At 54.6% G+C, this 22,527-nt stretch carries 19 protein-coding genes; 11 read left to right on the top strand and 8 right to left on the bottom strand.

The window, feature by feature from the left end; genetic code table 11:
- Nucleotides 1–518 precede the first annotated feature (518 nt).
- The 5 genes from EDF78_RS06475 (at nucleotide 519) to ppnP (ending at nucleotide 5,168) form a co-directional block, all read left to right on the top strand.
- Nucleotides 519–1,298: an IclR family transcriptional regulator gene (locus EDF78_RS06475; protein WP_095924910.1), complete on the top strand. Its 780-nt coding sequence runs from the start codon at nucleotides 519–521 to the stop codon at nucleotides 1,296–1,298.
- A 73-nt stretch (nucleotides 1,299–1,371) separates the two neighbouring features.
- Entirely contained in the window at nucleotides 1,372–2,949 is a 1,578-nt protein-coding gene (locus EDF78_RS06470) for an OPT/YSL family transporter (RefSeq protein WP_095924911.1), read from the top strand.
- A 135-nt stretch (nucleotides 2,950–3,084) separates the two neighbouring features.
- Entirely contained in the window at nucleotides 3,085–4,014 is a 930-nt protein-coding gene (locus EDF78_RS06465; protein ID WP_133822753.1) for a DUF1177 domain-containing protein, read from the top strand.
- A 4-nt stretch (nucleotides 4,015–4,018) separates the two neighbouring features.
- A complete protein-coding gene (locus tag EDF78_RS06460; RefSeq protein WP_131693519.1) occupies nucleotides 4,019–4,696 on the top strand; it encodes an AroM family protein in 678 nt (225 codons plus the stop codon).
- A gap of 181 nt (nucleotides 4,697–4,877) precedes the next feature.
- Nucleotides 4,878–5,168, top strand: a complete 291-nt coding sequence (gene ppnP / locus EDF78_RS06455; protein WP_013576688.1) for a pyrimidine/purine nucleoside phosphorylase — start codon at nucleotides 4,878–4,880, stop codon at nucleotides 5,166–5,168.
- 67 nt (nucleotides 5,169–5,235) lie between these two features.
- On the opposite strand, the gene rdgC is transcribed toward ppnP, so the two are convergent.
- Entirely contained in the window at nucleotides 5,236–6,150 is a 915-nt protein-coding gene (gene rdgC, locus EDF78_RS06450) for a recombination-associated protein RdgC (RefSeq protein ID WP_119826819.1), read from the bottom strand.
- A 210-nt stretch (nucleotides 6,151–6,360) separates the two neighbouring features.
- On the opposite strand from rdgC, the gene mak reads away from it, so the two are divergent.
- The gene (gene mak, locus EDF78_RS06445) at nucleotides 6,361–7,281 is read left to right on the top strand and encodes a fructokinase (RefSeq protein WP_095924915.1); all 921 of its coding nucleotides are present in this window, start codon (nucleotides 6,361–6,363) and stop codon (nucleotides 7,279–7,281) included.
- A 70-nt stretch (nucleotides 7,282–7,351) separates the two neighbouring features.
- On the opposite strand, the gene EDF78_RS06440 is transcribed toward mak, so the two are convergent.
- The 5 genes from EDF78_RS06440 to sbcD all read right to left on the bottom strand — a co-directional run bounded on the left by EDF78_RS06440 (nucleotide 7,352) and on the right by sbcD (nucleotide 14,682).
- Nucleotides 7,352–8,173 carry an ABC transporter ATP-binding protein gene (locus tag EDF78_RS06440; protein ID WP_229920935.1) on the bottom strand — a complete coding sequence of 274 codons (822 nt, stop codon included), beginning with the start codon at nucleotides 8,171–8,173 and terminating at the stop codon, nucleotides 7,352–7,354.
- Entirely contained in the window at nucleotides 8,170–8,934 is a 765-nt protein-coding gene (locus EDF78_RS06435; protein ID WP_095924916.1) for an ABC transporter permease, read from the bottom strand. Before EDF78_RS06435 ends, EDF78_RS06440 begins: the two co-directional genes overlap by 4 nt.
- Nucleotides 8,935–8,945: 11 nt before the next feature.
- Nucleotides 8,946–9,959 (bottom strand): ABC transporter substrate-binding protein, encoded by a 1,014-nt coding sequence (locus EDF78_RS06430; RefSeq protein ID WP_095924917.1) that lies wholly within the window; start codon nucleotides 9,957–9,959, stop codon nucleotides 8,946–8,948.
- Between the two features lie 239 nt (nucleotides 9,960–10,198).
- The gene (gene sbcC, locus EDF78_RS06425) at nucleotides 10,199–13,447 is read right to left on the bottom strand and encodes an exonuclease subunit SbcC (RefSeq protein WP_133822752.1); all 3,249 of its coding nucleotides are present in this window, start codon (nucleotides 13,445–13,447) and stop codon (nucleotides 10,199–10,201) included.
- A complete protein-coding gene (gene sbcD, locus EDF78_RS06420; protein WP_133822751.1) occupies nucleotides 13,444–14,682 on the bottom strand; it encodes an exonuclease subunit SbcD in 1,239 nt (412 codons plus the stop codon). Before sbcD ends, sbcC begins: the two co-directional genes overlap by 4 nt.
- Before the next feature lie 238 nt (nucleotides 14,683–14,920).
- On the opposite strand from sbcD, the gene phoB reads away from it, so the two are divergent.
- A complete protein-coding gene (gene phoB / locus EDF78_RS06415) occupies nucleotides 14,921–15,610 on the top strand; it encodes a phosphate response regulator transcription factor PhoB (protein WP_013576682.1) in 690 nt (229 codons plus the stop codon).
- Between the two features lie 22 nt (nucleotides 15,611–15,632).
- A complete protein-coding gene (gene phoR, locus EDF78_RS06410; RefSeq protein WP_095924920.1) occupies nucleotides 15,633–16,952 on the top strand; it encodes a phosphate regulon sensor histidine kinase PhoR in 1,320 nt (439 codons plus the stop codon).
- A gap of 33 nt (nucleotides 16,953–16,985) precedes the next feature.
- On the opposite strand, the gene EDF78_RS06405 is transcribed toward phoR, so the two are convergent.
- Together EDF78_RS06405 and EDF78_RS06400 are read right to left on the bottom strand one after the other, a co-directional pair.
- Nucleotides 16,986–17,318 (bottom strand): helix-turn-helix domain-containing protein, encoded by a 333-nt coding sequence (locus EDF78_RS06405; protein ID WP_095924921.1) that lies wholly within the window; start codon nucleotides 17,316–17,318, stop codon nucleotides 16,986–16,988.
- A complete protein-coding gene (locus EDF78_RS06400; RefSeq protein ID WP_095924922.1) occupies nucleotides 17,311–17,706 on the bottom strand; it encodes a type II toxin-antitoxin system RelE/ParE family toxin in 396 nt (131 codons plus the stop codon). Before EDF78_RS06400 ends, EDF78_RS06405 begins: the two co-directional genes overlap by 8 nt.
- Before the next feature lie 273 nt (nucleotides 17,707–17,979).
- On the opposite strand from EDF78_RS06400, the gene EDF78_RS06395 reads away from it, so the two are divergent.
- The 3 genes from EDF78_RS06395 (at nucleotide 17,980) to proY (ending at nucleotide 22,434) form a co-directional block, all read left to right on the top strand.
- On the top strand, nucleotides 17,980–19,083 hold the full coding sequence (locus EDF78_RS06395) for a cobalamin-independent methionine synthase II family protein (RefSeq protein ID WP_133822750.1): 1,104 nt from the start codon (nucleotides 17,980–17,982) through the stop codon (nucleotides 19,081–19,083).
- A gap of 444 nt (nucleotides 19,084–19,527) precedes the next feature.
- Entirely contained in the window at nucleotides 19,528–20,847 is a 1,320-nt protein-coding gene (gene brnQ / locus EDF78_RS06385; protein ID WP_095924924.1) for a branched-chain amino acid transport system II carrier protein, read from the top strand.
- A 162-nt stretch (nucleotides 20,848–21,009) separates the two neighbouring features.
- On the top strand, nucleotides 21,010–22,434 hold the full coding sequence (gene proY / locus EDF78_RS06380; protein ID WP_205948387.1) for a proline-specific permease ProY: 1,425 nt from the start codon (nucleotides 21,010–21,012) through the stop codon (nucleotides 22,432–22,434).
- Nucleotides 22,435–22,527 lie beyond the last annotated feature (93 nt).

The raw sequence follows: 22,527 nt of genomic DNA, 5'->3' as shown, positions 1-22,527 counted from the left end.
CAGAAACGAGCCGCTGTGGCTCGTTTTTTTTGCCTGAACGCGGGCAGGGTGGCGGCATGTAAACAAAACGGGCCATCGCCTGTGAGGAAGATCACAGTCGTCTAAGTATTGTACTGGTGAATTAGTGGGCGTAAAATAATAACCCATGTGATTAGTTCAGTTCTAAAACCTGGAACCCATGATGAAATCCCTGATGTCGTTCTTCCACCAGCACGCCAAAGCCATGCCCGCTATCTGGTCAGTCACCATTATCCTCGTCGAAGCCTCCATCGCTTTGTATATTTTGCGTAATATTTAATCACGATAATCTGCTGAGTTTGACGTCCGTCACCTCATAAATACTCGGCATCCACTCTTTCTCTCCCAAAAATAAATGGCTTTAGGAATTTCTTTAAGCATATTCCTTTGCCTGTTCCGTTCTGAGTGAAAAATAAACGGCTTGACGCTGACACGTATCAGCTTTAGTTTTTATTTAACTTAACAGGAACCCTGTTCCATATACCGGAACTCACTCCTTTATGACCACTTTAGAAAATGCGTCGGCGGTACTGAAATTATTTTCCAGACAGGGCATCCGTCAGGGACATCCCGGTTTGTCATTCAGTGACGTGGTCGAAAATTTAAAATTACCGAAAAGTACGGTTTCACGATTACTGATGACCATGGAAACAGAAGGATTGCTGGAACGCGATCCGGACAGTCGCCTGTATCGCATCGGAAAATTATTACTGGCCGTCTCAAGTCATTATTTATCGACGCCGCTGGTGGATACCGCATCGCCGTATATGACGCAACTCAGTCAGCTGACGCAATGCACCGGCTATATCTCGATGCTGGAAGGGCGGGATATTTTGGTCATGCGGATGTTTCCCGGCAGAACCTATCTGCAGGTGGTGACCCCCGCAGGCAGCCTGCTCCCGGCGCATGAAACCGCGATTGGCCGGGCGATTCTGGCACGGTATTCCGATGACGAGGTGATGCAGCGTTTTCACGGGGAATATCAGGTGAATTCGGTGAATGCCCCGGCCAGTATGGCATTGTTATTAGCCCGTCTGGCAGAGGTACGGAACACCGGTGTGTCTTTTGCCAATAATGAAACCTTGCTGGGCATCAGTTCATTAGCCACCAGCATTTTTAATAAACACCGTAATGAAACCGTCGGATTATGTTTGTCTTTCCCTTCGCCTGCACAAGGGAAAGAAATTCCGCAAGGAATAAAAGAAGGGCTGATTGCTGTAACCCGGCAACTCGCCGAAAAATTGGGTGATGAATACTGGCATTTACCGACACGGGAATAATCCGCAAAGGGAATGACCGGTAACGGGCCCGGAATTTTTTTATGTGAAATACTTGCTCAACACCAGGGGCCTTATGTCAGATCAACCTGTTAAGAATAATAAGGAAAATCAGCTAAAGGATATTGGCACTCTCATCGTGATGATTCTGTTGTCTGTGTTAGGCGCAATCATCGGTGTTCAACTGATTACCACGTTAGGCGTGACGCCTAATACTTCCATTATCGGCGCGCTGTTTGCCATGCTGCTGGCGCGCATTCCGATGCAGGCGTTTCAGCGTTACCGTTCTGTTCATACCCAGAATCTGGCGCAAACCGTCATTTCCTCTGCCACCTTTGGCGCGGCAAACAGCCTGCTGATGCCCATCGCTATCCCGTATGTCATGGGGCAACCGCAACTGATCATGCCAATGTTTACCGGTGTGGCGGTGGCGATGTTGCTCGATGCCTATCTGCTTTACCGCCTGTTTGACACCAAAGTGTTCCCGGCCAGCAATGCCTGGCCGCCGGGTGTGGCGGCAGCGGAAGCCATTAAAGCGGGGGATAACGGCGGGCGTCAGGCCTGGCTGCTGGTCGCCGGTGTGGTGATCGGGCTGGGCGGCGCGATGCTTAAAATTCCGATGGCGGCATTTGGTACGGCATTTATCGGCAATATCTGGGCGCTGAGTATGTTCGGGATTGGTTTGCTGATCCGCGCTTACGCACAGCCGCTGGCCGGGCTGGATCTGAATGCGATGTATATTCCACACGGCATGATGGTCGGCGCGGGGCTGGTCTCGCTGTTGCAGGTGATTCAGGTGGTGCGAGCGAAAAATGCCGATGCCAGAACCACCTTTACCCAACCGGCGAAAGAAGTGCGAACCGCGCTCGGGCTGGGCGCATTTGGCTATATCGCCATTGCCGCGCTGCTGGCGCTGGCGGGCGGTTTATATAGCGAGATGTCCGTCGGCATGCTGATTGCGTTCGTGATTTACGCCGCTTTTGCCGCCTTCTTCCATGAACTGATTGTCGGCATTGCCGCGATGCACTCCGGCTGGTTCCCGGCCTTTGCTGTTGCGCTGATCACGCTGATTATCGGTATTCTGATTGGCTTCCCGCCGCTGGCCTTGTGCGTGCTGACCGGCTTTACCGCCGCGACCGGCCCGGCATTTGCCGACATGGGGTTTGACCTCAAAGCCGGATTTATCCTGCGGGGTTATGGCAAAGATTTGCAGGCTGAACTCGCCGGTCGCCGCATCCAGTTATTCGCCGCCCTGCTGGCCTTTATCATCGCCATTCCGGTGGTCTGGTATGCCCATTACGGTTACTTCGCACAGGATCTGGTGCCGCCGGTGGCGCGCGTGTATGCCAAAACTATTCAGGCCGGTGCGCAGCCGGGCATTGCCCACAGTCTGCTGATCTGGGCCATTCCGGGGGCGCTGATCCAGCTGATTGGCGGGCCGAAACGCCAGCTCGGCGTATTGCTGGCCACCGGTTTACTGATCAACAGCGTGATGGCCGGATGGGCTGTGGTCTGCGGCATTGTGCTGCGCATCATCATTATTCGTATCTGGGGTGAAAAAGGGCGTACGCCAATGGAAGTGCTGGCGGCAGGATTTATCGCCGGTGACGCACTTTACAGCTTCTTCACGTCGGTTTTCAGTGCCAAAAAGTAGTGAGTACCGCACCAACACCAGGGCTGATGTTTAGCCAGCATTAAACACCTGACTGTTCCACGATGAACAGCGCCCGCGACTGTTTTGGCTACTGCGTGAAATACGCCAGCCGCGATGTTTTAAGAGGATTTTGTGATGAGTTTGCAACAGACATTAATGGTATTCGAACTGATTGACAGTGCACACGTCAGCGGTCAGGACATTGTGGACTTATTCGCCCGCTATCCGGGCATCACGGCCAGCACGCATCGCGCTGATGGCCCGAAAGGCGGCACGGATTTTGTCCGTATCACCGTGCCGGGCAGTCAGGGTAAAAGCAGCGGCGGCACCGCGCCGACGTTGGGCATTATCGGCCGTCTGGGCGGTATCGGCGCACGTCCGACACGCATCGGTCTGGTGTCTGATGGCGACGGCGCGATTGCCGCCGTCACCAGCGCGCTGAAACTGGCTGACATGCAGCGCAAAGGCGATGTGCTTGACGGCGATGTGATCATCACGACACACATCTGCCCGAACGCCCCGACCCGTCCGCACGATCCGGTGGATTTTATGGATTCACCGATTGACGACGTGACCATGAATGACAACGAAGTGGTGGACGGTGTGGATGCGATCCTCTCCATCGACACCACCAAGGGCAACCGCATTATCAACCACAAGGGATACGCCATTTCGCCGACGGTGAAAGAGGGGTACATCCTGCGTGTTTCCGAAGATTTACTGCGCATCATGGAAATGACCAGCGGCAAACCGGCGGTGACGTTCCCGATCACCACACAGGACATCACGCCTTACGGCAACGGCGTGCATCACCTGAACAGCATTCTGCAACCGTCCACGGCGACCTGCGTACCGGTAGTCGGTGTGGCGATCACCGCAGAATCGGTGGTGCCGGGCTGTGGCACCGGGGCAAGTCACGAAGTGGATATCGCACTGGCGGCAAAATTTGCCGTGGAAGTGGCGAAAGAGTTTGGCCGCGGCACCTGTCAGTTCTTTGATGCCGATGAATATCAACTCCTGTTGTCGCTGTACGGAAGCTTGCGTCACCTGCAAAACCGGAAGTAACACCATGATGACATCCTTTGCGACGTTAACCATCGGACAGGCGCCACGCAGCGATATCATGCCGCTGCTGATGGCGCATCTGCCAGCCGGATCCGTGACCCATGTGGGGTTACTGGACGGGCTGAGCACGGAGCACATTGAACAGCGTTATGCCCCTGCGGAAGGCGATGCCGTGCTGGTCACGCGGTTGCTGGATGGTTCACAGGTGTCGATGGCCGCGCACCTCGTCGAGCGCGGTCTGCAGGAAAAAATCGATGTGCTGGAAGCGCTGGGTTGCCAGACCATTCTGCTGCTGTGCACCGGTGAATTTAACCGTCTGCATGCCCGCAACGCGCTGCTGCTCGAGCCTGACCGCATCATTCCGCCGCTGATCGGCGCGATAGTCGGGAAGCACCGGGCGGGCATTGTGGTTCCGGTGGAATCGCAGGTGGTTGAGCAGGCGAACAAATGGCGAAAATTAGCCACGCCGCCGTGCTTCGCGGTCGCCAGCCCGTACATTTCAGATGACCAGACGCTGACGGAAGCGGCCACACGTCTCGCAGAGCAGGGCGCGGAAGTGGTGGTGCTCGACTGCATTGGTTACAACCGTCATCACGCTGACGTGCTGCAAAAGCATCTGAATATTCCGGTGCTGTTGTCGAATGTGCTGATGGCAAAACTGGCGGCGGAACTGGTGGTCTGAGGTTGAGACGAACAGGGCGGACAGCCACCCACAATGGCACTGTGTGGCCGTAAAATCAAATCAGCGATACCGCTTTGCGGGCGGTGTCGTCTGGTGCAGATAAAGCGGTAATAATCAGTGACAGAAGACGGTTTCTGCCCCTAATATGAAGGCTCTGAAAATTATCGCAAAGGGCCAATCTATGTTGAAAAATAATGAGTATTTTGACGGGAAAGTGAAGTCGATTGGTTTCGACAGCGAAAGTACGGGTTCAGCCAGTGTTGGCGTGATGGCCGTCGGCGAGTACACCTTCGGTACCGCAAAACCGGAAGAAATGACTGTGATCAGCGGCTCCCTGAAAGTGCTGATCCCGGGATCGCCGGACTGGCAGGTGTTTAAGCCGGGCGAAACTTTCTACATTCCGGGTAAAAGTGAATTCAACTTGCAGGTCGGTGAAACCACGTCGTACCTGTGTAAATACCTGACCAAGTAATTTATTCAGACACCGTTAAAACAGAAAAGGCGCCGGTTAGCGCCTTTTTTATGTGCTGAATCTGGTGTTAACGCTGCGCTTCGCCGCCCAGTGCTTCGATCAGATTCTGAATTAACGCGGCCAGTTCACCGGTCATCAGCACGAAGTCCGCATCGAAACGTCCGGCGAAATCTTCGCGGTCGATGTCTTCGTTCTGATCGCGGATCACGTCGCTGAATTTCAGGCGTTTAATGCTGCCGTCGTCGGCCAGCACCACCGCAATACGTTCCTGCCAGTCCACTGCCAGTTTGGTCACCAGTTTGCCATTCTCGATGTGCGTGGCGATTTCGTCGCTGACCAGCGCCTGTTTTTTACAGCGGATCACGCCGCCTTCTTCCAGAATCGCTTTCAGCTCGGCTTCGTCCTGCAAGGCAAACCCGGCCGGAGTATCGCCTGAACGCACCCATTCGGTCAGCGTCAGTTCGATAGGGCTTTCCATGGTCAGTGGCACCACCGGCAGCGAACCGAGGCTTTTACGCAGCAGCGCCAGCATGTCTTCGGCTTTCTTGGCGCTGGCGGCATCGACCATGATCAGGCCGTTAACGGTGTCGATCCACATGAACGTCTGGCTGAAACGGCTGAAGGCGCGCGGCATCAGGCTGTGCAGCACTTCATCTTTCAGGGAGTCTTTTTCGGTCTTCTTCAGCTTGCGGTGTTGCTCGCCTTCAAGCTGTTCAATCTTGGCCTGTAACTCCTGTTTGATCACCGGAGAAGGCAGAATTTTTTCTTCTTTACGGGCGCAGATCAGGATCTGCCCGCCGTTGACGTGCGTCAGTGCATCGCCACCGTGAGAACCCATCGGCGAGACCCAGCCGGTTTTCGCCATATCCTGACTGCCGCACGGGGTAAAGGTGAAAGCACTGAGCTGTTTTTCCATTTCGTCAGCAGATAACGAAACTTCACGGCTCAAACGGTAAACCAACAAATTCTTAAACCATAACATGGCGTTATCCCTGTCCCGGCGCACCCGTGGTACGCTGAATAAATGAATGCAGGGCGGCATGATAACCAATTGAGCGCCAGTCGTCGTTAAGAAATCGCGGCACCCTGTAACATTGCATAACAGCTTATTCTGGTGACAGTCGCGTCTGGCTTCTAAACTGAATAAACTCAAAAAAAACTGACCCTGCAAGGTGTAAAAGGAGAACAACACGTGCGAATTGGCATTGATTTAGGCGGCACAAAAATAGAAGTGATTGCGTTATCTGATGAAGGCAAAGAGCTGTTTCGCAAGCGTGTTGATACGCCGAGAAATGACTACGAGCGCACGCTGAAAGCGATTGAGGGGCTGGTGCTGGACGCCGAAAAGGCGACCGGTCAGCACGGCAGCGTCGGGCTGGGGATCCCCGGCACACTGTCGCCGTTTACCGGCAAGGTGAAAAATTCAAACTCGGTCTGGCTGAACGGACAGCAGCTGGATGAGGATCTGGCGCTGCTGTTAAAACGTGAAGTGCATATCGCCAACGATGCCAACTGTCTGGCGGTGTCAGAAGCCACCGACGGCGCAGGTGCCGGTCGTCATACGGTGTTTGCGGTCATCATCGGCACCGGCTGCGGTTCCGGCGTGGCACTGAACGGCGCGGCCCATGCGGGCGGCAACGGTAACGCAGGAGAATGGGGACACAATCCGCTGCCGTGGCAGGATGAAGAGGAAATGCAGTTTGCCCGCGAGGTGCCGTGCTACTGCGGGAAATCCGGCTGCGTCGAGACCTTTGTTTCCGGCACCGGCTTTGCTGAAGATTACTTCCGTCTGTCCGGTCAGCGGCTGAAAGGCGCAGAAATCATTGCGCTGGTGGAGCAGGGCGACGAAACCGCAGAGCGGGCGCTGGGGCGTTATGAACGTCGTCTTGCAAAAGCCCTGGCGAACGTGGTGAACATTCTCGATCCGGATGTGATTGTCTTTGGTGGCGGCATGAGCAACGTCGATCGCATTTATCAGACCGTGCCGTTGCTGATTAAACAATGGGTGTTTGGCGGCGAATGTGAAACGCCGATGCTGAAAGCGGTTCACGGCGATTCGAGCGGCGTACGCGGCGCCGCCTGGCTGTGGCCGCAATCGCGTTTCGCGTTATAAAACAGGGCGTTGTCAGGCAATAAAAAGGGGCGCAGTTTTTGCGCCCCTGATCTCATTCCTCGCGTCACCGTTAAAGCGCCATCTCCCGTTTAAACACCTCCAGCGTATGCGCCTTCACGCGGATAAATTCCGGATGGCTCATGATTTCTGAACCACGCGGACGTGGCAGATCGAACGGCACGATTTCTGCGATCTGCGTCGGCCGCCGCGTCAGCAGTAAAATCTCATCCGCCAGAAACACCGCATCTTCCAGATCGTGCGAGACAATCAGCATGGTGACGCCGGTCGCCAGCTGCACTTCCTGTAATTTATCGCGGATAAACAAGGTCATTTCGAAATCCAGCGCCGAGAAAGGTTCGTCGAGGAACATCACTTCCGGCCGCGTTGCCAGCGCACGCATGATGCACACGGTTTGCTGCTGGCCGCCGGAAAGCTCGTACGGATAGCGTTTCAGATCGAAACGGATATCAAACATCTGCGTCAGTTCCTCCACTCGCGCATTCACATCCGCTTTGCTCATGCCGTGGCGGATCAGCGGGTAGGCGATGTTGGCGCGTGCGCTCATCCACGGAAACAGCGCGTCGCGGTAGTTCTGGAATACGTAGCCGATGGTGGTCTGTGCCAGCGTTTTTCCGTCAAACAGAATGTCGCCTTTATCGACCGGGATCAGCCCGGCGATCATGTTCATCAGGGTCGATTTTCCGCAGCCGTTCGGCCCGAAAATCGATACGATTTTGCCACGCGGCAGATCCAGATTCAGATCGGTGTACAGCGGCTGTCCGGCAAATGCCTTGCTCAGCCCGCGGATCGTTACATGGGTGTCGGGGCGGGTGGCGTATTGCGGCAACTGCGGGCCTTTATAATCCGGGTTCAGCGAGAGAGGTTGCGTCATGCTTTGCTACTCCAGTGGACGGTTTTTTTCTCGATCAGCAAAAAGGCCAGATTAAGCAGGTAACCCAGCGCGCCGGTGATCAGGATCGAGGCGTACATGTCTTTGATATTGAACACCTGCTGGGCATCAATGATCCGGTGGCCGAGGCCGGTTTCGGATCCGATAAACATTTCGGCGACGATGACGATCACCAGCGCTATCGACACGCCGGTACGCAAACCGACAAACGTCTGCGCCAGACTTTCCATCAGCATGATGTCTTTGAAAATATGCCAGCGGGAAATCCCCATCACTCTGGCCGCCATCAGGCGGGTTTTTTTGGCATTCATCACGCCGTAGGCGCTGTTAAACAAGATCACCAGCACGGCGGCAAAGGCGGCGATAGCGATTTTGTTGGCATCGGTGATGCCGAAAATCAGCATAAACAGCGGGATCAGTGCCGACGAGGGAGTAGAGCGAAAGAAGTCGATGAGGAATTCCAGACTGCGGTAAACCTTTTCGTTACTGCCTAAGATCACGCCGAGCGGCACGCCGATCACCGCCGCAAAGGCAAAGGACACCAGCGTGCGGTAGAGGGTTGCGCCGATGTCAGTGCGCATGGAAGCATCCGAAAACGACTGAAACATGTAGCCGATTGTCTCGACGGGTGAGGGCAGAAGCACCGGATTCAGCCATTTTGCGCTGACGGCCAGTTGCCAGAATAAAAACAGCAATACCGGACCGACCAGCGGCAGTAACCTTGAAGACCAGCGTGAAGTCATCCTGTTTCTCCTTATCCCTGATAAATCAGCGAGGCGACATCTACCGGCTTGCTGAAGATTTTTCTTTCGGTAAAGACGTCATAAAACTTCTGGAACCATTGCAGGTTGTCGCCTTTTAAATCGGGATACATCACAAAGCCCGGCAGCGGCACTTCCTTCACCAGCGCCGGTTCAATGCTGGTGTAACCGGCGACGTTTTCGCGGGCTTTGTCAGGCTGTGCGGCGATGAACTCCACGGCTTTCTGATAAGCAGCAATAAACTTTTTGGTTTGTTCCGGTTTGTCCGCGATAAAGCTGGCGTTCAGTGCCGCCGCGCCGCCAAACCACGGGGCGTCGGCATTGCCGAGCACGTATTTAGAAATCACGCCGGTTTCCAGCGTGCGGGAAAGATGCTTCATGCGCCCGACCGTGCCGGTCGGTTCCAGCGTATAGACGCCGTCAATTTGTCCGGTCGCCAGCGCCGGAGCGTGCTGGCCGACCGGCAGTTCGATCACCGACGGGTGAGTGAAGCCATTTTTCTCCAGAATAATTTTTGCCATGGTGACGTTCTGGATCCCCGGACCGCAGGCGATTTTCTTGCCTTTCAGGTCACTGATGGCGCTGGCTGTGCTGTTCAGCGGCACCAGAAATTCATCCAGCACCAGCTTATGGTTGGACGGGTTGGAGCAGATAATTTTGAACAGCCCCGGTGAGGTGATCGCCCCCAGCCCCAGCGCGCCGGTTGCCGTGCCGTTGGCGCAGCCGTGGATCCTGCCGGTGATCATCCCCTCGACAATTTGCTGGGCGCTGGCGAATTTGACGCCTTTCACATTCAGTCCGGCTTGTTTAAAAAAGCCCTGTTCCAGCGCCACATACAGCGGTAAACCGCCGACAATCGGCCAGTAACCGATGCGGATCTCATCGTCTTCGGCGGCAAAGACGGACGTCGGGATCATTCCGCCAAGGGTGGACACTCCGCCGGTAATGGCGAGCCATTTCATCAGCTGGCGACGTTTTTTATCAACTTCAGGTTTGATGTTTTTCATTGGCGGTTCCCTAAGCGGTTATGAGGGCGTTGCAACTTGTACTGCAACTTGTATACATAACGTTAAGCACAGGGCGTGCCAGTTCATTCCGGCAGCGGGAATAAACGTAAATTCAGCAGGTTGGGGAAAAAGCGCGCACTGAACTGGTGCGATTTTTGTGCACGCTTTCACAAAAAGGATCCACCGCAGGGCATGCGGCTAGCAATTTATCTAGCAACCTGCCCGGCGGTGGCGAGGGATCAGACTTTAAATTCACTGCTCAGGCGGCTGATGCCCAGACCGTTCACTTTGGTGACTTTAATCTGCACCGGAATACGGTCTTTCATCGCCTCGACATGGCTGATTACGCCGATGGTTTTACCCGAGGCATTCAGACTGTCGAGCGCATCCAGCGCGGTGTCCAGCGTGTCGGCATCGAGCGTGCCGAAACCTTCGTCGAGGAACAGCGAGTCGATGCGGGTTTTATCGCTGACCAGATCCGACAGCGCCAGCGCCAGTGCCAGACTGACCAGGAAACTTTCGCCGCCGGATAACGTGCGGGTGTCGCGCACCGCGTCCGCCTGCCAGGTATCGACCACCTGCAACTCCAGCGCATCGCTGGTTTTACGCTGCAACAGATACCGGCCATGCAGTTTTTCCAGCTGACGGTTGGCCAGATACACCAGATGATCGAGCGTCAGACCCTGCGCAAATTTACGGAATTTCGCGCCATCGCTGGAGCCAATCATCTGATTGAGATAGCCCCAGTCATCACAGGTCAGCTGCGCCTGCGCAATCTGAGCAATCAGCGCCTGTTGTCCGCTGTGACGCTGTTTGTCGCTTTCCAGCTGATTCTTCACTTCCCCCAGACGTTGCTGTAAGGCTTTCAGCTGTTGCGCCAGCTCCGCCTGTTGCGCGGTCAGCGCGTGAAGATCGCTGCCGGTCTCACTGAGATGCGCGGGGCGGGCAAGCCGCTGTTTTTCCAGCATGTCTTTGGCGTCGACCAGCAAGGCCTGCGCCTGCGCCAGTTGTTGTTGCAGATGTTCTTTACGTTGCTGAAGCTGCTGACGTAACGCGTCATCCAGCAACGCCTGTTTTACGGCGTCCTCATCCGCAAAGCCGCTGGCGCCGAGCGCCTGTTGCCACGCCTGTTCCGCCTGCGTCAGACGTGTCAGCGCCTGCTGCTGTTGCTGCTGCGTACTGGCGAGCTGACCGGCAAGCTGATCACGCTGTTCCTGCGCCTTTTGCAGCGCGGTCTGAGCATCGCTGACGGCCTTTTCTGCCGCCTGCTGTTGCTGATGTAAGTGCCCGCGTACCTGCGCCACCTGACGATCGCCGAACAGTTCGTGACGTCTGGCGTTCAGTTCCGCCAGTGATTTTTCACCCTCAGCGCACTGTTTTTGCAGCTTCGCGAGATGTTCCTGGGATTTCGCCTGCGTCTCTTCCAGCCGGGTGAAACGTTCGGTCAGCAACGCGCTTTGCTGCTGCACTTTCTGCTGTGCGTTCAGGGCATCATTCAGGGCATCTTTGGCCTGTTGCAGCGCCCGTGCCAGCTGTTCGTGCTGGCTGATCAGCGTCTGAGACTGCTGCTCTTCGTCGTCGCGTGCGGTCAGCCATTGTGTGATGTCAGCGGTGTCATGCAGCGTGAAGGTCAGATTCAGCGATTCGCGGAGCTGCTGCCACTGCGCGGTATGCGCATTCAGTTGCTGCTGATCCTGCTCCAGCTGGCTTTGCAGGCGGGTTTGCTGCTCTTTCAGACTTTTGATTTTCGCTGCCAGTTCGATGCCGCTGGCTTTCGCCGCATCAAACTCCAGCTGCATTTTCTCGACGCGCAGCGCCGTTTCAGAAGGTTTTACCTCCTGATAATGTTCAATTGCCGGATGCGATGTCGAGCCGCACAGCGGGCAGGCCTGGCCGCTTTGCAGGCTGGCGCGTTCGGCTTCGAGGCTGACGATCAGCATTTCCTGTTTATGCAGGGTTTTGACATCGTTGAGATGGTCCAGCTGTTTCTGACATTGCAGACGGATGGCGCCCAGACGCTGTTCTTCTTCAGCCAGTTGTGTCTGGTACTGCGCGGCATCGTTGTGTTGTTGCAGCACCCGCTGGTTCAGTTGCGGGAAAATTTGCATCAGCGAGAACAGCTGCTGACGCACCGGGCGCAGCTGGATGAGTTCAGTCTGCCTTTGCTGCAATGCCGCCCGCGGGTGCTGTTTTTCCAGCGCCGCCTGTTGTTGTTGTGCGCTGCTCAGTGCGTCGGTCAGTGCGGTCTGGCGGGTCTGATGCTGACGGCTTTCTTCGTCCAGTTTCTGACGTTCTGCCGTGATTTGCACCAGCGCCGCGTGTTGTTCAACGACCTGTTTCTGTGCGTCACCGGCCGACTGCTGCATTTCAGCCAGCGATTTATGCAGCAGGGCGATGTCGCCATCCAGCGGCAGGATCTTTTCCTCGATCAGCGTCTGCATCTGGCGCTGTGCTTCCGCCTGTGTCTGCCGCGCCGTTTGTGCCTGTTCTTCCGCCTGTTTCAGCGGCATCAGCTGCGCAATCTGCTGTTCCTGCTGCTGCGTCAGTTGTGTCAGCCATTGCTGAAGGCGTTGCGATTCGTCCTGACAACGCTGGCGATCCACGAGTAACGGACGCAGTTTTTCTGCCGGTTCACTGCGCGCCAGTTGCTGTAACTGCGGCGCGGCGGCCAGATTTTCCTGCTCTGCGGCGGTCAGTTGTTGCTGAGATTGCTGCTGTTTTTGCTGCACCTGCTGCCACTGTTGCAGCCAGTTCAGATCCTGCTGGCGCTGTTGCGCCTGCTGACTGAGCGTGATTTCCTGCGCGTTCAGTTCAGCAAGTTGTGCTTCAAGCGTCTGGCGCTGTTCTTCGCTGAGCAGTTCGATCCCGGCCATGCGCTGGTGCAGACCATCAAGCGTTATCCGCGCTTCTTTATGTTGCTCAAATACTCGCTCAGACAGCAGTCCGTAAATTTCGGTGCCGGTCAGTTCTTCCAGCAGTTCGGCGCGATCGTTGGCATCCGCATTCAGGAACGCGGCGAACTGCCCCTGAGACAGCATCATCGATTTGGTGAAACGTCCAAAATCCAGTCCGGTCAGTGAGGCGATGGTGTCGAGTTTGTCGCGCACTTTGTCAGCCAGAATTTTGCCGTCGGCCAGCAGAGCCAGCTCCACTTTCGGTGCCTGCAGGTTGCCTTCCGGCGAGTTTTTGGCGCGGCGCTGGCTCCAGAATGCGCGGTAACCCACGCCTTTGACTTCAAACTCCACCTCCGCCAGCGATTCGGCGGTGTGGCGGGTCATCAGTTCGTTCTGGCTTGGCGTGATGTTCAGACGCGGCGTCTGGTGATACAGCGCCAGACAGATGGCGTCGAGCAGGGTGGTTTTCCCCGCGCCGGTCGGGCCGGTAATGGCGAACAATCCGTTACTGGCAAAAGGCTCGGCGGTGAAGTCAATTTTCCATTCGCCTTCCAGCGAATTCAGGTTTTTTAAACGCAGGCTGAGAATTTTCATTGTGCGCTGTCCTCCGCGTTCTGACCGCTGGTGACCTGTTCAACCACCTGCGCAAATAAGGTACGCATCCGCGCCTGACGCGGTTCATCGGGATCGGGTTCCAGCGCCAGCCGCCGTTCAAAGACATCGCCGACGCTCAGTTCGCTGAGGGTTTCTTTTTCCTGTTGCTCAATGCGGTTGATGCGCTGTTCTTTGCTGCGGCGTAACAGCACCACTTCTACCGGTAAATCTGCCGTCAGCGCCTGAATACGTCGCTGAATATCGCTGAGATAATCCTGCGTGGAGACTTCAATATCCAGCCAGACGGGTTTTGCCGGATCGCCGCCTTCGAACTGTTTCAGTTGCTTTTCAATCTCCGCCAGCGAGCCTTTGATGATCTGCATCGGCTGGAAAACCGGGATTTCCAGCGTCTCGATGGCGTTGAGTGTCGCACCCTCGAAATCAAGCAGATAGACGCTTTTGGCCTTGCTCAGCTCGTCAAAACTCAGGGCAATCGGCGAGCCGCTGTAGCGGATATGGTCGGTTTTGGCGACGCACTGCGCGCGGTGAATATGGCCGAGTGCCACATAATCGACTGGCGGGAAAGCCTGTGCCGGAAACGCATCGAGCGTGCCTATATAAATGTCGCGCACGGAATCGGAGGTGCTGACGCCGACGGTGGTCAGATGGCCGGTGGCAATCACGGGCAGCGGTACGCCCAGTTCATCGCGTTTCGCCTGCGCGGCCTGCCACAGCGCGTCATAATGGGCGGCAATGGCTTCCTGTAATGCCAGCTGTTTGTCGCTGCCGGATTGTCCGGCCTGACTGGCAAGCAAATCACGCGGACGTAAAAACGGAATGGCACACAGCACCGCGCCGGGCGTTCCGTCGCGCTGACGGAGCACTAAAATTTGTTCCGCCAGGTTTTCACCCACGGTGGCAATCACCCGGGTATTCAGACAGGAAAGCAGTTCGCGGGATTCGTTGAGCGTGGCGACAGAATCGTGATTACCGGCCAGCACCACCAGCTGGCAGCCGGTTTGTTGTAATTCCACCACGAAGCGGTTATACAATTCGCGGGCATAACTGGGCGGTGATCCGGTATCGAAAATATCCCCCGCGACAATCACGGCATCGACCTGATGTTGCTGCACCTGACCGGTCAGCCAGCGCAAAAATGCCTGATGTTCGGCAGCGCGGCTTTTGGTAAAAAAGTACTGGCCGAGGTGCCAGTCTGACGTGTGGATCAGGCGCATGAGACTCCCGTATGGATCCTGGATGACAACGATGGGGCAAAGTATAAACGTCGGCGGGGGACGCTGTCCCCGATAAATCAGACCAATTTCAGCAAGATGCCCGCTAAATAGAAGAAATGTCTCTGTCATATTTGACTGTAATGAACCATCCTTTCTATTCATAAATCTGTCACAAAACTGACGCATAATGGCGCCCGCAATCAAATAAAAGATCGCTAACCTATTGGCAGGACCTACGATGGCTAGACGTATATTGGTGGTTGAAGACGAAGCTCCAATCCGTGAAATGGTGTGTTTTGTACTGGAACAGAATGGCTATCAGGCAGTAGAAGCTGAGGATTTTGATTCAGCGATCGGGCAGCTTGTTGAACCTTACCCTGAACTGATCCTGCTTGACTGGATGTTACCCGGCGGTTCCGGTATTCAGTTTATTAAACACCTGAAACGTGAAGCCCTGACCCGCGAAATCCCGGTGATGATGCTGACCGCGCGCGGTGAAGAAGAAGATCGGGTGCGCGGCCTCGAAGTCGGTGCCGATGATTACATCACCAAACCGTTTTCTCCGAAAGAACTGGTTGCCCGCATTAAAGCCGTGATGCGCCGCATCTCGCCAATGGCGGTAGAAGAAGTGATCGACATGCAGGGTTTAAGCCTGGATCCGTCGTCTCACCGTGTGATGGCCAACGAGCAGGCGCTCGATATGGGGCCGACAGAATTTAAATTATTACACTTCTTTATGACGCACTCCGAACGTGTTTACAGCCGCGAGCAGTTGCTGAATAACGTCTGGGGCACTAACGTTTATGTGGAAGATCGCACGGTTGACGTGCATATTCGTCGTTTGCGTAAGGCGCTGGAAACCAGTGGACATGACAGAATGATCCAGACTGTTCGCGGTACCGGATACCGTTTTTCAACGCGTTATTGAGCCCTCACAGCGGAGAATCTGTGTGCTAGAACGTTTGTCATGGAAACGGCTGGCAGGTGAATTTTTTCTCTTTTGCCTGCCCGCGTTAATCCTCGGTATCTTCGTCGGCCATTTTGGCTGGCTCCTCTTTGTGTCGCTGATGGCGGCACTGGGCTGGAATTATTACAACCAGCTGAAACTTTCTCACTGGCTGTGGCTCGACCGCAGCATTACCCCGCCGAATGGCCGCTGGAGCTGGGAGCCGCTGTTTTACGGCCTGAACCAGATGCAGATGCGTAACCGGCGTCGGCGTCGCGAATTAGGCCAGCTCATCAAGCGTTTTCGCAGCGGTGCCGAATCGTTGCCGGACGCCGTGGTGCTCACGACCGAAGAAGGCAATATTTTCTGGTGTAACGGACTGGCTCAGGATTTGCTCGGTTTCCGCTGGCCGGAAGATAACGGCCAGCACATCTTTAACCTGCTGCGTTATCCGGAGTTCCGGCTGTGGATCCAGACCCGTGATTTCAGCCGCGCCCTGAATCTGCAACTCAATAATGAGCATTACGTCGAGTTTCGCGTCATGCCCTATTCCGAAGGGCAACTGCTGATGGTGGCGCGCGACGTCACGCAGATGCGCCAGCTCGAAGGCGCACGGCGTAACTTTTTCGCCAACGTCAGTCATGAACTGCGAACCCCGCTGACGGTATTGCAGGGTTATCTGGAAATGATGGAAGACGCCAAGCTGGAAGAACCGTTTCGCAGCAAAGCGCTGGATACCATGCAGGAACAGACGCGGCGGATGGACGGGCTGGTGAAACAGCTGCTGACGCTGTCGAAAATTGAAGCCTCAGCGAATATCGATTTGCACGAGAAAGTCGATATTCCGCTGATGCTCGGCATGCTGGAACGTGAAGTGCAAACGCTCAGCAACGGCAGGCATGACGTGGTGTTCCGGGTAAACGACAAGCTGAAAGTGTTCGGCAACGAAGATCAGCTGCGCAGCGCGGTGTCGAACCTGGTGTATAACGCGGTCAACCACACGCCAGCCGGTACCCGGATTGAAGTCAGCTGGCAACAAACGCCGCACGGCGCGCAGTTCCAGATAAGCGACAACGGACCGGGTATTGCACCGCAACATCTGCCGCGCCTGACGGAACGTTTCTACCGCGTCGATAAAGCCCGCTCACGCCAGACCGGCGGCAGCGGCCTCGGACTGGCGATCGTCAAACATGCGCTCAGCCATCATCACGCCAAACTGGAAGTGATGAGTGAAGTCGGCACCGGAACCCGCTTTATATTTACGCTGGCACCGAAGTTGATTGTTCCTGAGGAACAGACCACGCAAAGCGATGTGAAAGGATAAACCACCACGCCACAGCACTCGCTGTGGCTTCTTCTAGCAGATGATCTGCAAACCTTTTTCTTCGATCAGCATCAGTAAGATCAGAGCCGCACCGGTGGGTTTGGTTTCATCCCGCTCCCATTTTTGAATGCTGTTAGCCGACATATTGATGAGTCTGGCCAGTACACCCTGACTGATTTTTTCTTTTTCCCGCAGCGCACGAATACGTTCAGCTGAACTTTCGGCAAAGGCTTTCAATCTCTCTTCCTGCATGGCTTCATCAACAATTTTGTTAATTTCGCGCATCGTGGTTTGGGTTACCACGCCAGATGAATCATGGAAGCGTTGAGCCATCCGCTGCATTTTTAGCAAACGTTCATCAACCATTAGAAATCACCTCTTTAATTAATCCATTTCGAAGTTCTGTTTCGAGTTGAAGCTCTGTGAAGTTGAGCAAATCTCTAGCAATTGCTTTATATAAAGACAGAAGTTTGTCGGGAATTTCATTGCCTTTCTTGCGGACACTATTTTTCAGCCACCCGTCGATATAAAAGATCTTATCTTCAAAACGAAAAGCGATGACTGCACGACCAAAGCCTGACTTCGATCTTCCTGAAGGCGCGATTCTCTTCTTGTAAACGTTGCCGGACAAATCCGCATCAAAAAGTCCGTTTGCCAGCTCATGCGCAGACTTGAGGATATCCTTTTCCGACAGTTTGCTGGCGTTCATGAAATCGTGAAAATCCTCTGTAACGAAAATACGTAAACAGTTCATGCTATCGTCCCTGGTAAAAATAACTATAGTATTTATTACCACAGATCGCAATGGGACAAATATTGTCCAGCATCATGAAACATCGCGAAGCGATCATGAATTTTATTCACGTCCCATGAAGATTCCTCTGTTGCCCCTGAACATTCTGCATGACAATATCGGTTTAAAGACGTTTAGACATCCAGATGTCTACATATAACGCCGCGTAATTATTTACTTTGTAAATCATTCGTATTCCGCCATTAGAAGCGGGGTGCCTAAAAGGAGTCATGCATGCAACGTACAACCCCTCCGTTCCGCGCCGATGTCGTCGGCAGTTTCCTGCGCCCTGCGGCGATTAAAGAAGCGCGTAAGCAGTTCCAGGCCGGTGAGATTGATGCCGCCCAGCTGCGTGCGGTGGAAGACACCGAAATCCGCCGTGTGGTGGATTTACAACGAGAAGCGGGTCTGCAAGTGGTCACTGACGGTGAGTTCCGCCGTGCGTGGTGGCACTTTGATTTCTTCGAAGGGCTGGAAGGGGTGGAAGGTTACGACGCAGTGCAGGGCATCCAGTTCAACGGCGTTCAGACCAAAGCGCGCAGCATCAAAGTGGTCAGCAAACTCGGTTTCGGTTCACATCCGATGCTGGAAGATTTCCGCTTCCTGAAAAGCATCAGCGGAACGGCCGTGCCGAAAATGACCATTCCAAGCCCGAGCGTGATGCATTTCCGCGGTGGTCGTAATGCCATCAGCAAAGAGGTGTACCCGGATCTGAAAGATTATTTTGACGATCTGGCACAGGTTTACCGTGATGCGATTAAGGCGTTTTACGATGCCGGTTGTCGCTATCTGCAACTCGATGACACCGTCTGGGCTTATCTGTGTTCTGAAGATCAGAAGAAACAAATCCGCGAGCGTGGCGATTCTCCGGAAGAGTTAGCACGCACTTACGCGGATGTGCTGAACAAAGCCATCGCCGGTAAACCGGATGATCTGGTGATTGGTCTGCATGTGTGCCGTGGCAACTTCCGTTCCACCTGGATTTCAGAAGGCGGCTATGAGCCGGTCGCGGAGATCCTGTTTGGCGGCGTGAACATTGATGCCTTCTTCCTGGAATATGACAATGAGCGTTCCGGGGGCTTCGAGCCACTGCGTTTCATTAAGAAGGGGCATCAGCAGGCAGTTCTGGGTCTGATCACCACCAAATCCGGTGAGCTTGAACTGGCAAAAACAGTGGAAGCCCGTCTGGCAGAAGCGGCCGAATATCTGGATATCAACCAGATTTGCCTCAGCCCGCAATGTGGCTTTGCGTCAACGGAAGAGGGTAACAGCCTGACCGAAGCGCAACAGTGGGAAAAACTGAAACTGGTGGTCGATATCGCTGCCCGCGTCTGGTAAATATCTCGCCGGCAAATTACCGGCTTGGTAAATATTCTGAATATTGTGCGTGAAATGACCTTCTGGTGGTGATTTCACGCATTTTTCATCTCATCGGAGCATATCTTGTGCTCTGTTAGCGCAAAAATCATACATATCATATGGCGCGTTTTTCGCTGTATTTAGTGAATATTACTGCTTTCCATTCTTAATCTGGTCGAAGACTCTGCTTTTTGGATCACGGCTTGCCTTTATACGCTATAAAAGATTACCTTAGCCTCCGCTGTCGCTCGATACTCCCTGCATAACAACGTAATCATCTGCATATCATCAGGCGTTTTTAGCTCACTTCGATCCTCACATTGGTGCTCTCTGGCTTTTTCAGGCCATTCATCCTTTTGACGAAGTAGCACGACGACAGCATCGGACACTTTATTCATTTGAACAGGCAACACGACACCAATCATGAGTACTCGTTTAACAAATAAAGATATTCTGGCGTTAGGTTTCATGACCTTCGCCTTATTCGTCGGGGCCGGAAATATCATTTTCCCGCCTATGGTTGGCTTGCAGGCAGGTCATGACGTCTGGTGGGCAGCCGCCGGATTTATGATCACTGCGGTCGGACTCCCGGTGATGACGGTAATTGCACTGGCGCGCGTTGGCGGCGGTGTGGATGCCCTGAGTACGCCGATTGGTCGTGGTGCCGGTATTCTTCTGGCCACCGTGTGTTATCTGGCTGTCGGCCCGCTGTTTGCCACGCCACGTACCGCGACGGTTTCCTTTGAAGTGGGTATCGCGCCGATGACCGGTGACGGCCCGCTGCCTCTGCTGATTTACAGCGTGATTTACTTCTCTCTGGTGATCGGCATTTCCCTGTATCCGGGCCGTCTGCTCGATACCGTCGGCCATTTCCTGGCTCCGCTGAAAATGGTGGCACTGGGTGCGCTGGGTATCGCTGCTGTGCTGTGGCCTGCCGGTTCGCCGATGCCTGCGGTTGACGCTTACCAGACGGTGCCGTTTTCCAGCGGGTTTGTGAACGGCTATCTGACCATGGATACGCTGGGTGCGCTGGTGTTTGGTATCGTTATCGTCAATGCCGCGCGTTCCCGTGGTGTGTCTGACGCCAAACTGCTGACCCGTTATACGGTGCTGGCCGGGCTGATTGCCGGTCTGGGGCTGATGCTGGTTTATCTGAGCCTGTTCAAGCTCGGCGAAAACAGTGCTTCACTGGTGCCTGACGCGACCAACGGGGCGGTTATTTTGCATGCCTATGTGGCGCATACTTTCGGTGGTGTGGGCAGTTTCTTCCTCGGTGCGCTGATCTTCATCGCCTGTATGGTCACGGCTGTGGGCCTGACCTGCGCCTGTGCGGAGTTCTTTGCTCAGTATCTGCCGCTGTCTTACAAGTCACTGGTCTTCATTCTGGGTCTGTTCTCCATGCTGGTGTCCAACCTGGGTCTGAGCCATCTGATTGCGATTTCTGTACCGGTGCTGACGGCGATTTATCCGCCATGTATCGCGCTGGTCGTGCTGAGCTTCACCCTGCGCTGGTGGAACAGCACCACGCGTATCGTGGCGCCGGTGATGGTCGTGAGTCTGGTGTTCGGCATTGTTGACGGTATCAAGGCCTCTGCTTTTGCTGACCTGATGCCAGCCTGGACTGCGAACCTGCCACTGGCTGCGCAAGGTCTTGCCTGGTTACCACCGTCATTATTAATGCTGGTACTGGTCGGGATTTATGACAAAATCAGCGGCCCGCGCAGCGTTACCGCGCACCAATGATCATCGGGTGAATGTTCGAAGACATAAAAGCATGATCGTCTGACGAATGTTTCGCCAATCAGGCCACGGAGACCCCTTCCGTGGCTTTTTCATTGGCAGGCTAAAAGTCATTTTTTAGAATACGATTTTTGAAAGTTAAAAAAACAATACGGGTCAATGCACATGCAGCAAGAAGCTGAACAACCAACCGCGCAGAATCAAGCGCCGGGCACGAAGTTAAAACGTGGCCTGACAACGCGCCATATCCGCTTTATGGCACTGGGATCAGCCATCGGAACCGGTCTGTTTTATGGCTCGGCAGATGCCATCAAAATGGCCGGACCGAGCGTATTGCTGGCGTATCTGGTCGGCGGGATCATCGCGTTTATCATCATGCGCGCGCTCGGTGAGATGTCTGTTAACAACCCGCAAAGCGGTTCGTTTTCACGTTACGCTCAGGATTATCTCGGCCCGATGGCGGGTTACATCACCGGCTGGACCTACTGTTTCGAAATCCTGATTGTCGCCATCGCGGATGTGACGGCATTCGGTATTTATATGGGCGTCTGGTTCCCGGATGTACCGCAATGGACCTGGGTGCTCAGCGTGGTGCTGATCATCGGCGCGATCAATCTGGTCAGCGTGAAAGTGTTCGGTGAGCTGGAGTTCTGGTTCTCCTTCTTCAAAGTCCTGACCATCATCATCATGATCGTGGCAGGCTTTGGCATTATCTTCTGGGGCATCGGCAATGGCGGTCAGGCGACCGGTATCCACAATCTGTGGAGCAACGGCGGCTTCTTCAGTCAGGGTATTATGGGGACGATCCTGTCGCTCCAGCTGGTGATGTTTGCTTACGGCGGCATTGAGATTATCGGCATCACTGCCGGTGAAGCTGAAGATCCGAAGAAATCCATTCCGAAAGCGATCAACTCCGTACCGCTGCGTATTCTGGTGTTTTACGTGGGTACGCTGTTTGTGATCATGTCTATTTTTCCCTGGAATCAGGTGGGTACGCAGGGCAGTCCGTTTGTACTGACCTTCCAGCATATGGGCATTACGGCGGCGGCGACCATTCTGAACTTTGTGGTGATCACCGCGTCGCTTTCGGCCATTAACAGTGATGTATTCGGCGTGGGCCGTATGCTGCACGGTATGGCAGAGCAGGGACAGGCACCGAAAATGTTCAGTAAGGTATCGCGTCTGGGGACGCCGTGGGTCACCGTGCTGGTGATGATGGCGGCGCTGCTGGTGGCGGTTTACCTGAACTACATCATGCCGTCTAACGTGTTCCTGGTGATCGCGTCTCTGGCGACGTTCGCAACTGTCTGGGTGTGGATTATGATCCTGTTCTCCCAGATTGGTTTCCGTCGCAAGCTGAGCAAACAGCAGGTGAAAGAACTTGAGTTCCCGCTGCGTGGCGGTGTTTACACCTCCGTGTTCGGTATCATTTTCCTGGTGTTCATTATTGGCCTGATTGGTTACTTCCCGGATACCCGTATTTCGCTGTACGTCGGGATGGTGTGGGTTGTGGCGCTGCTGGTCGGTTATGCCTTTAAACTGCGCAATGACCGCAAAAAACAAGCGCTGGCGCTGAACAACAAAGCGTAAGCAAGCACTTACCTTCCGGTAAAGAAAAGCCCCCGGGATCTGATGATCCCGGGGGCTTTTTGCTGTTTATACATTTTATTAACCCACTCGTTC

The sequence above is a fragment of the Rahnella sp. BIGb0236 genome, from assembly GCF_004364755.1.
GTDB lineage: Bacteria > Pseudomonadota > Gammaproteobacteria > Enterobacterales > Enterobacteriaceae > Rahnella > Rahnella victoriana.
This window is presented reverse-complemented; position numbering and strand designations above follow the sequence as displayed.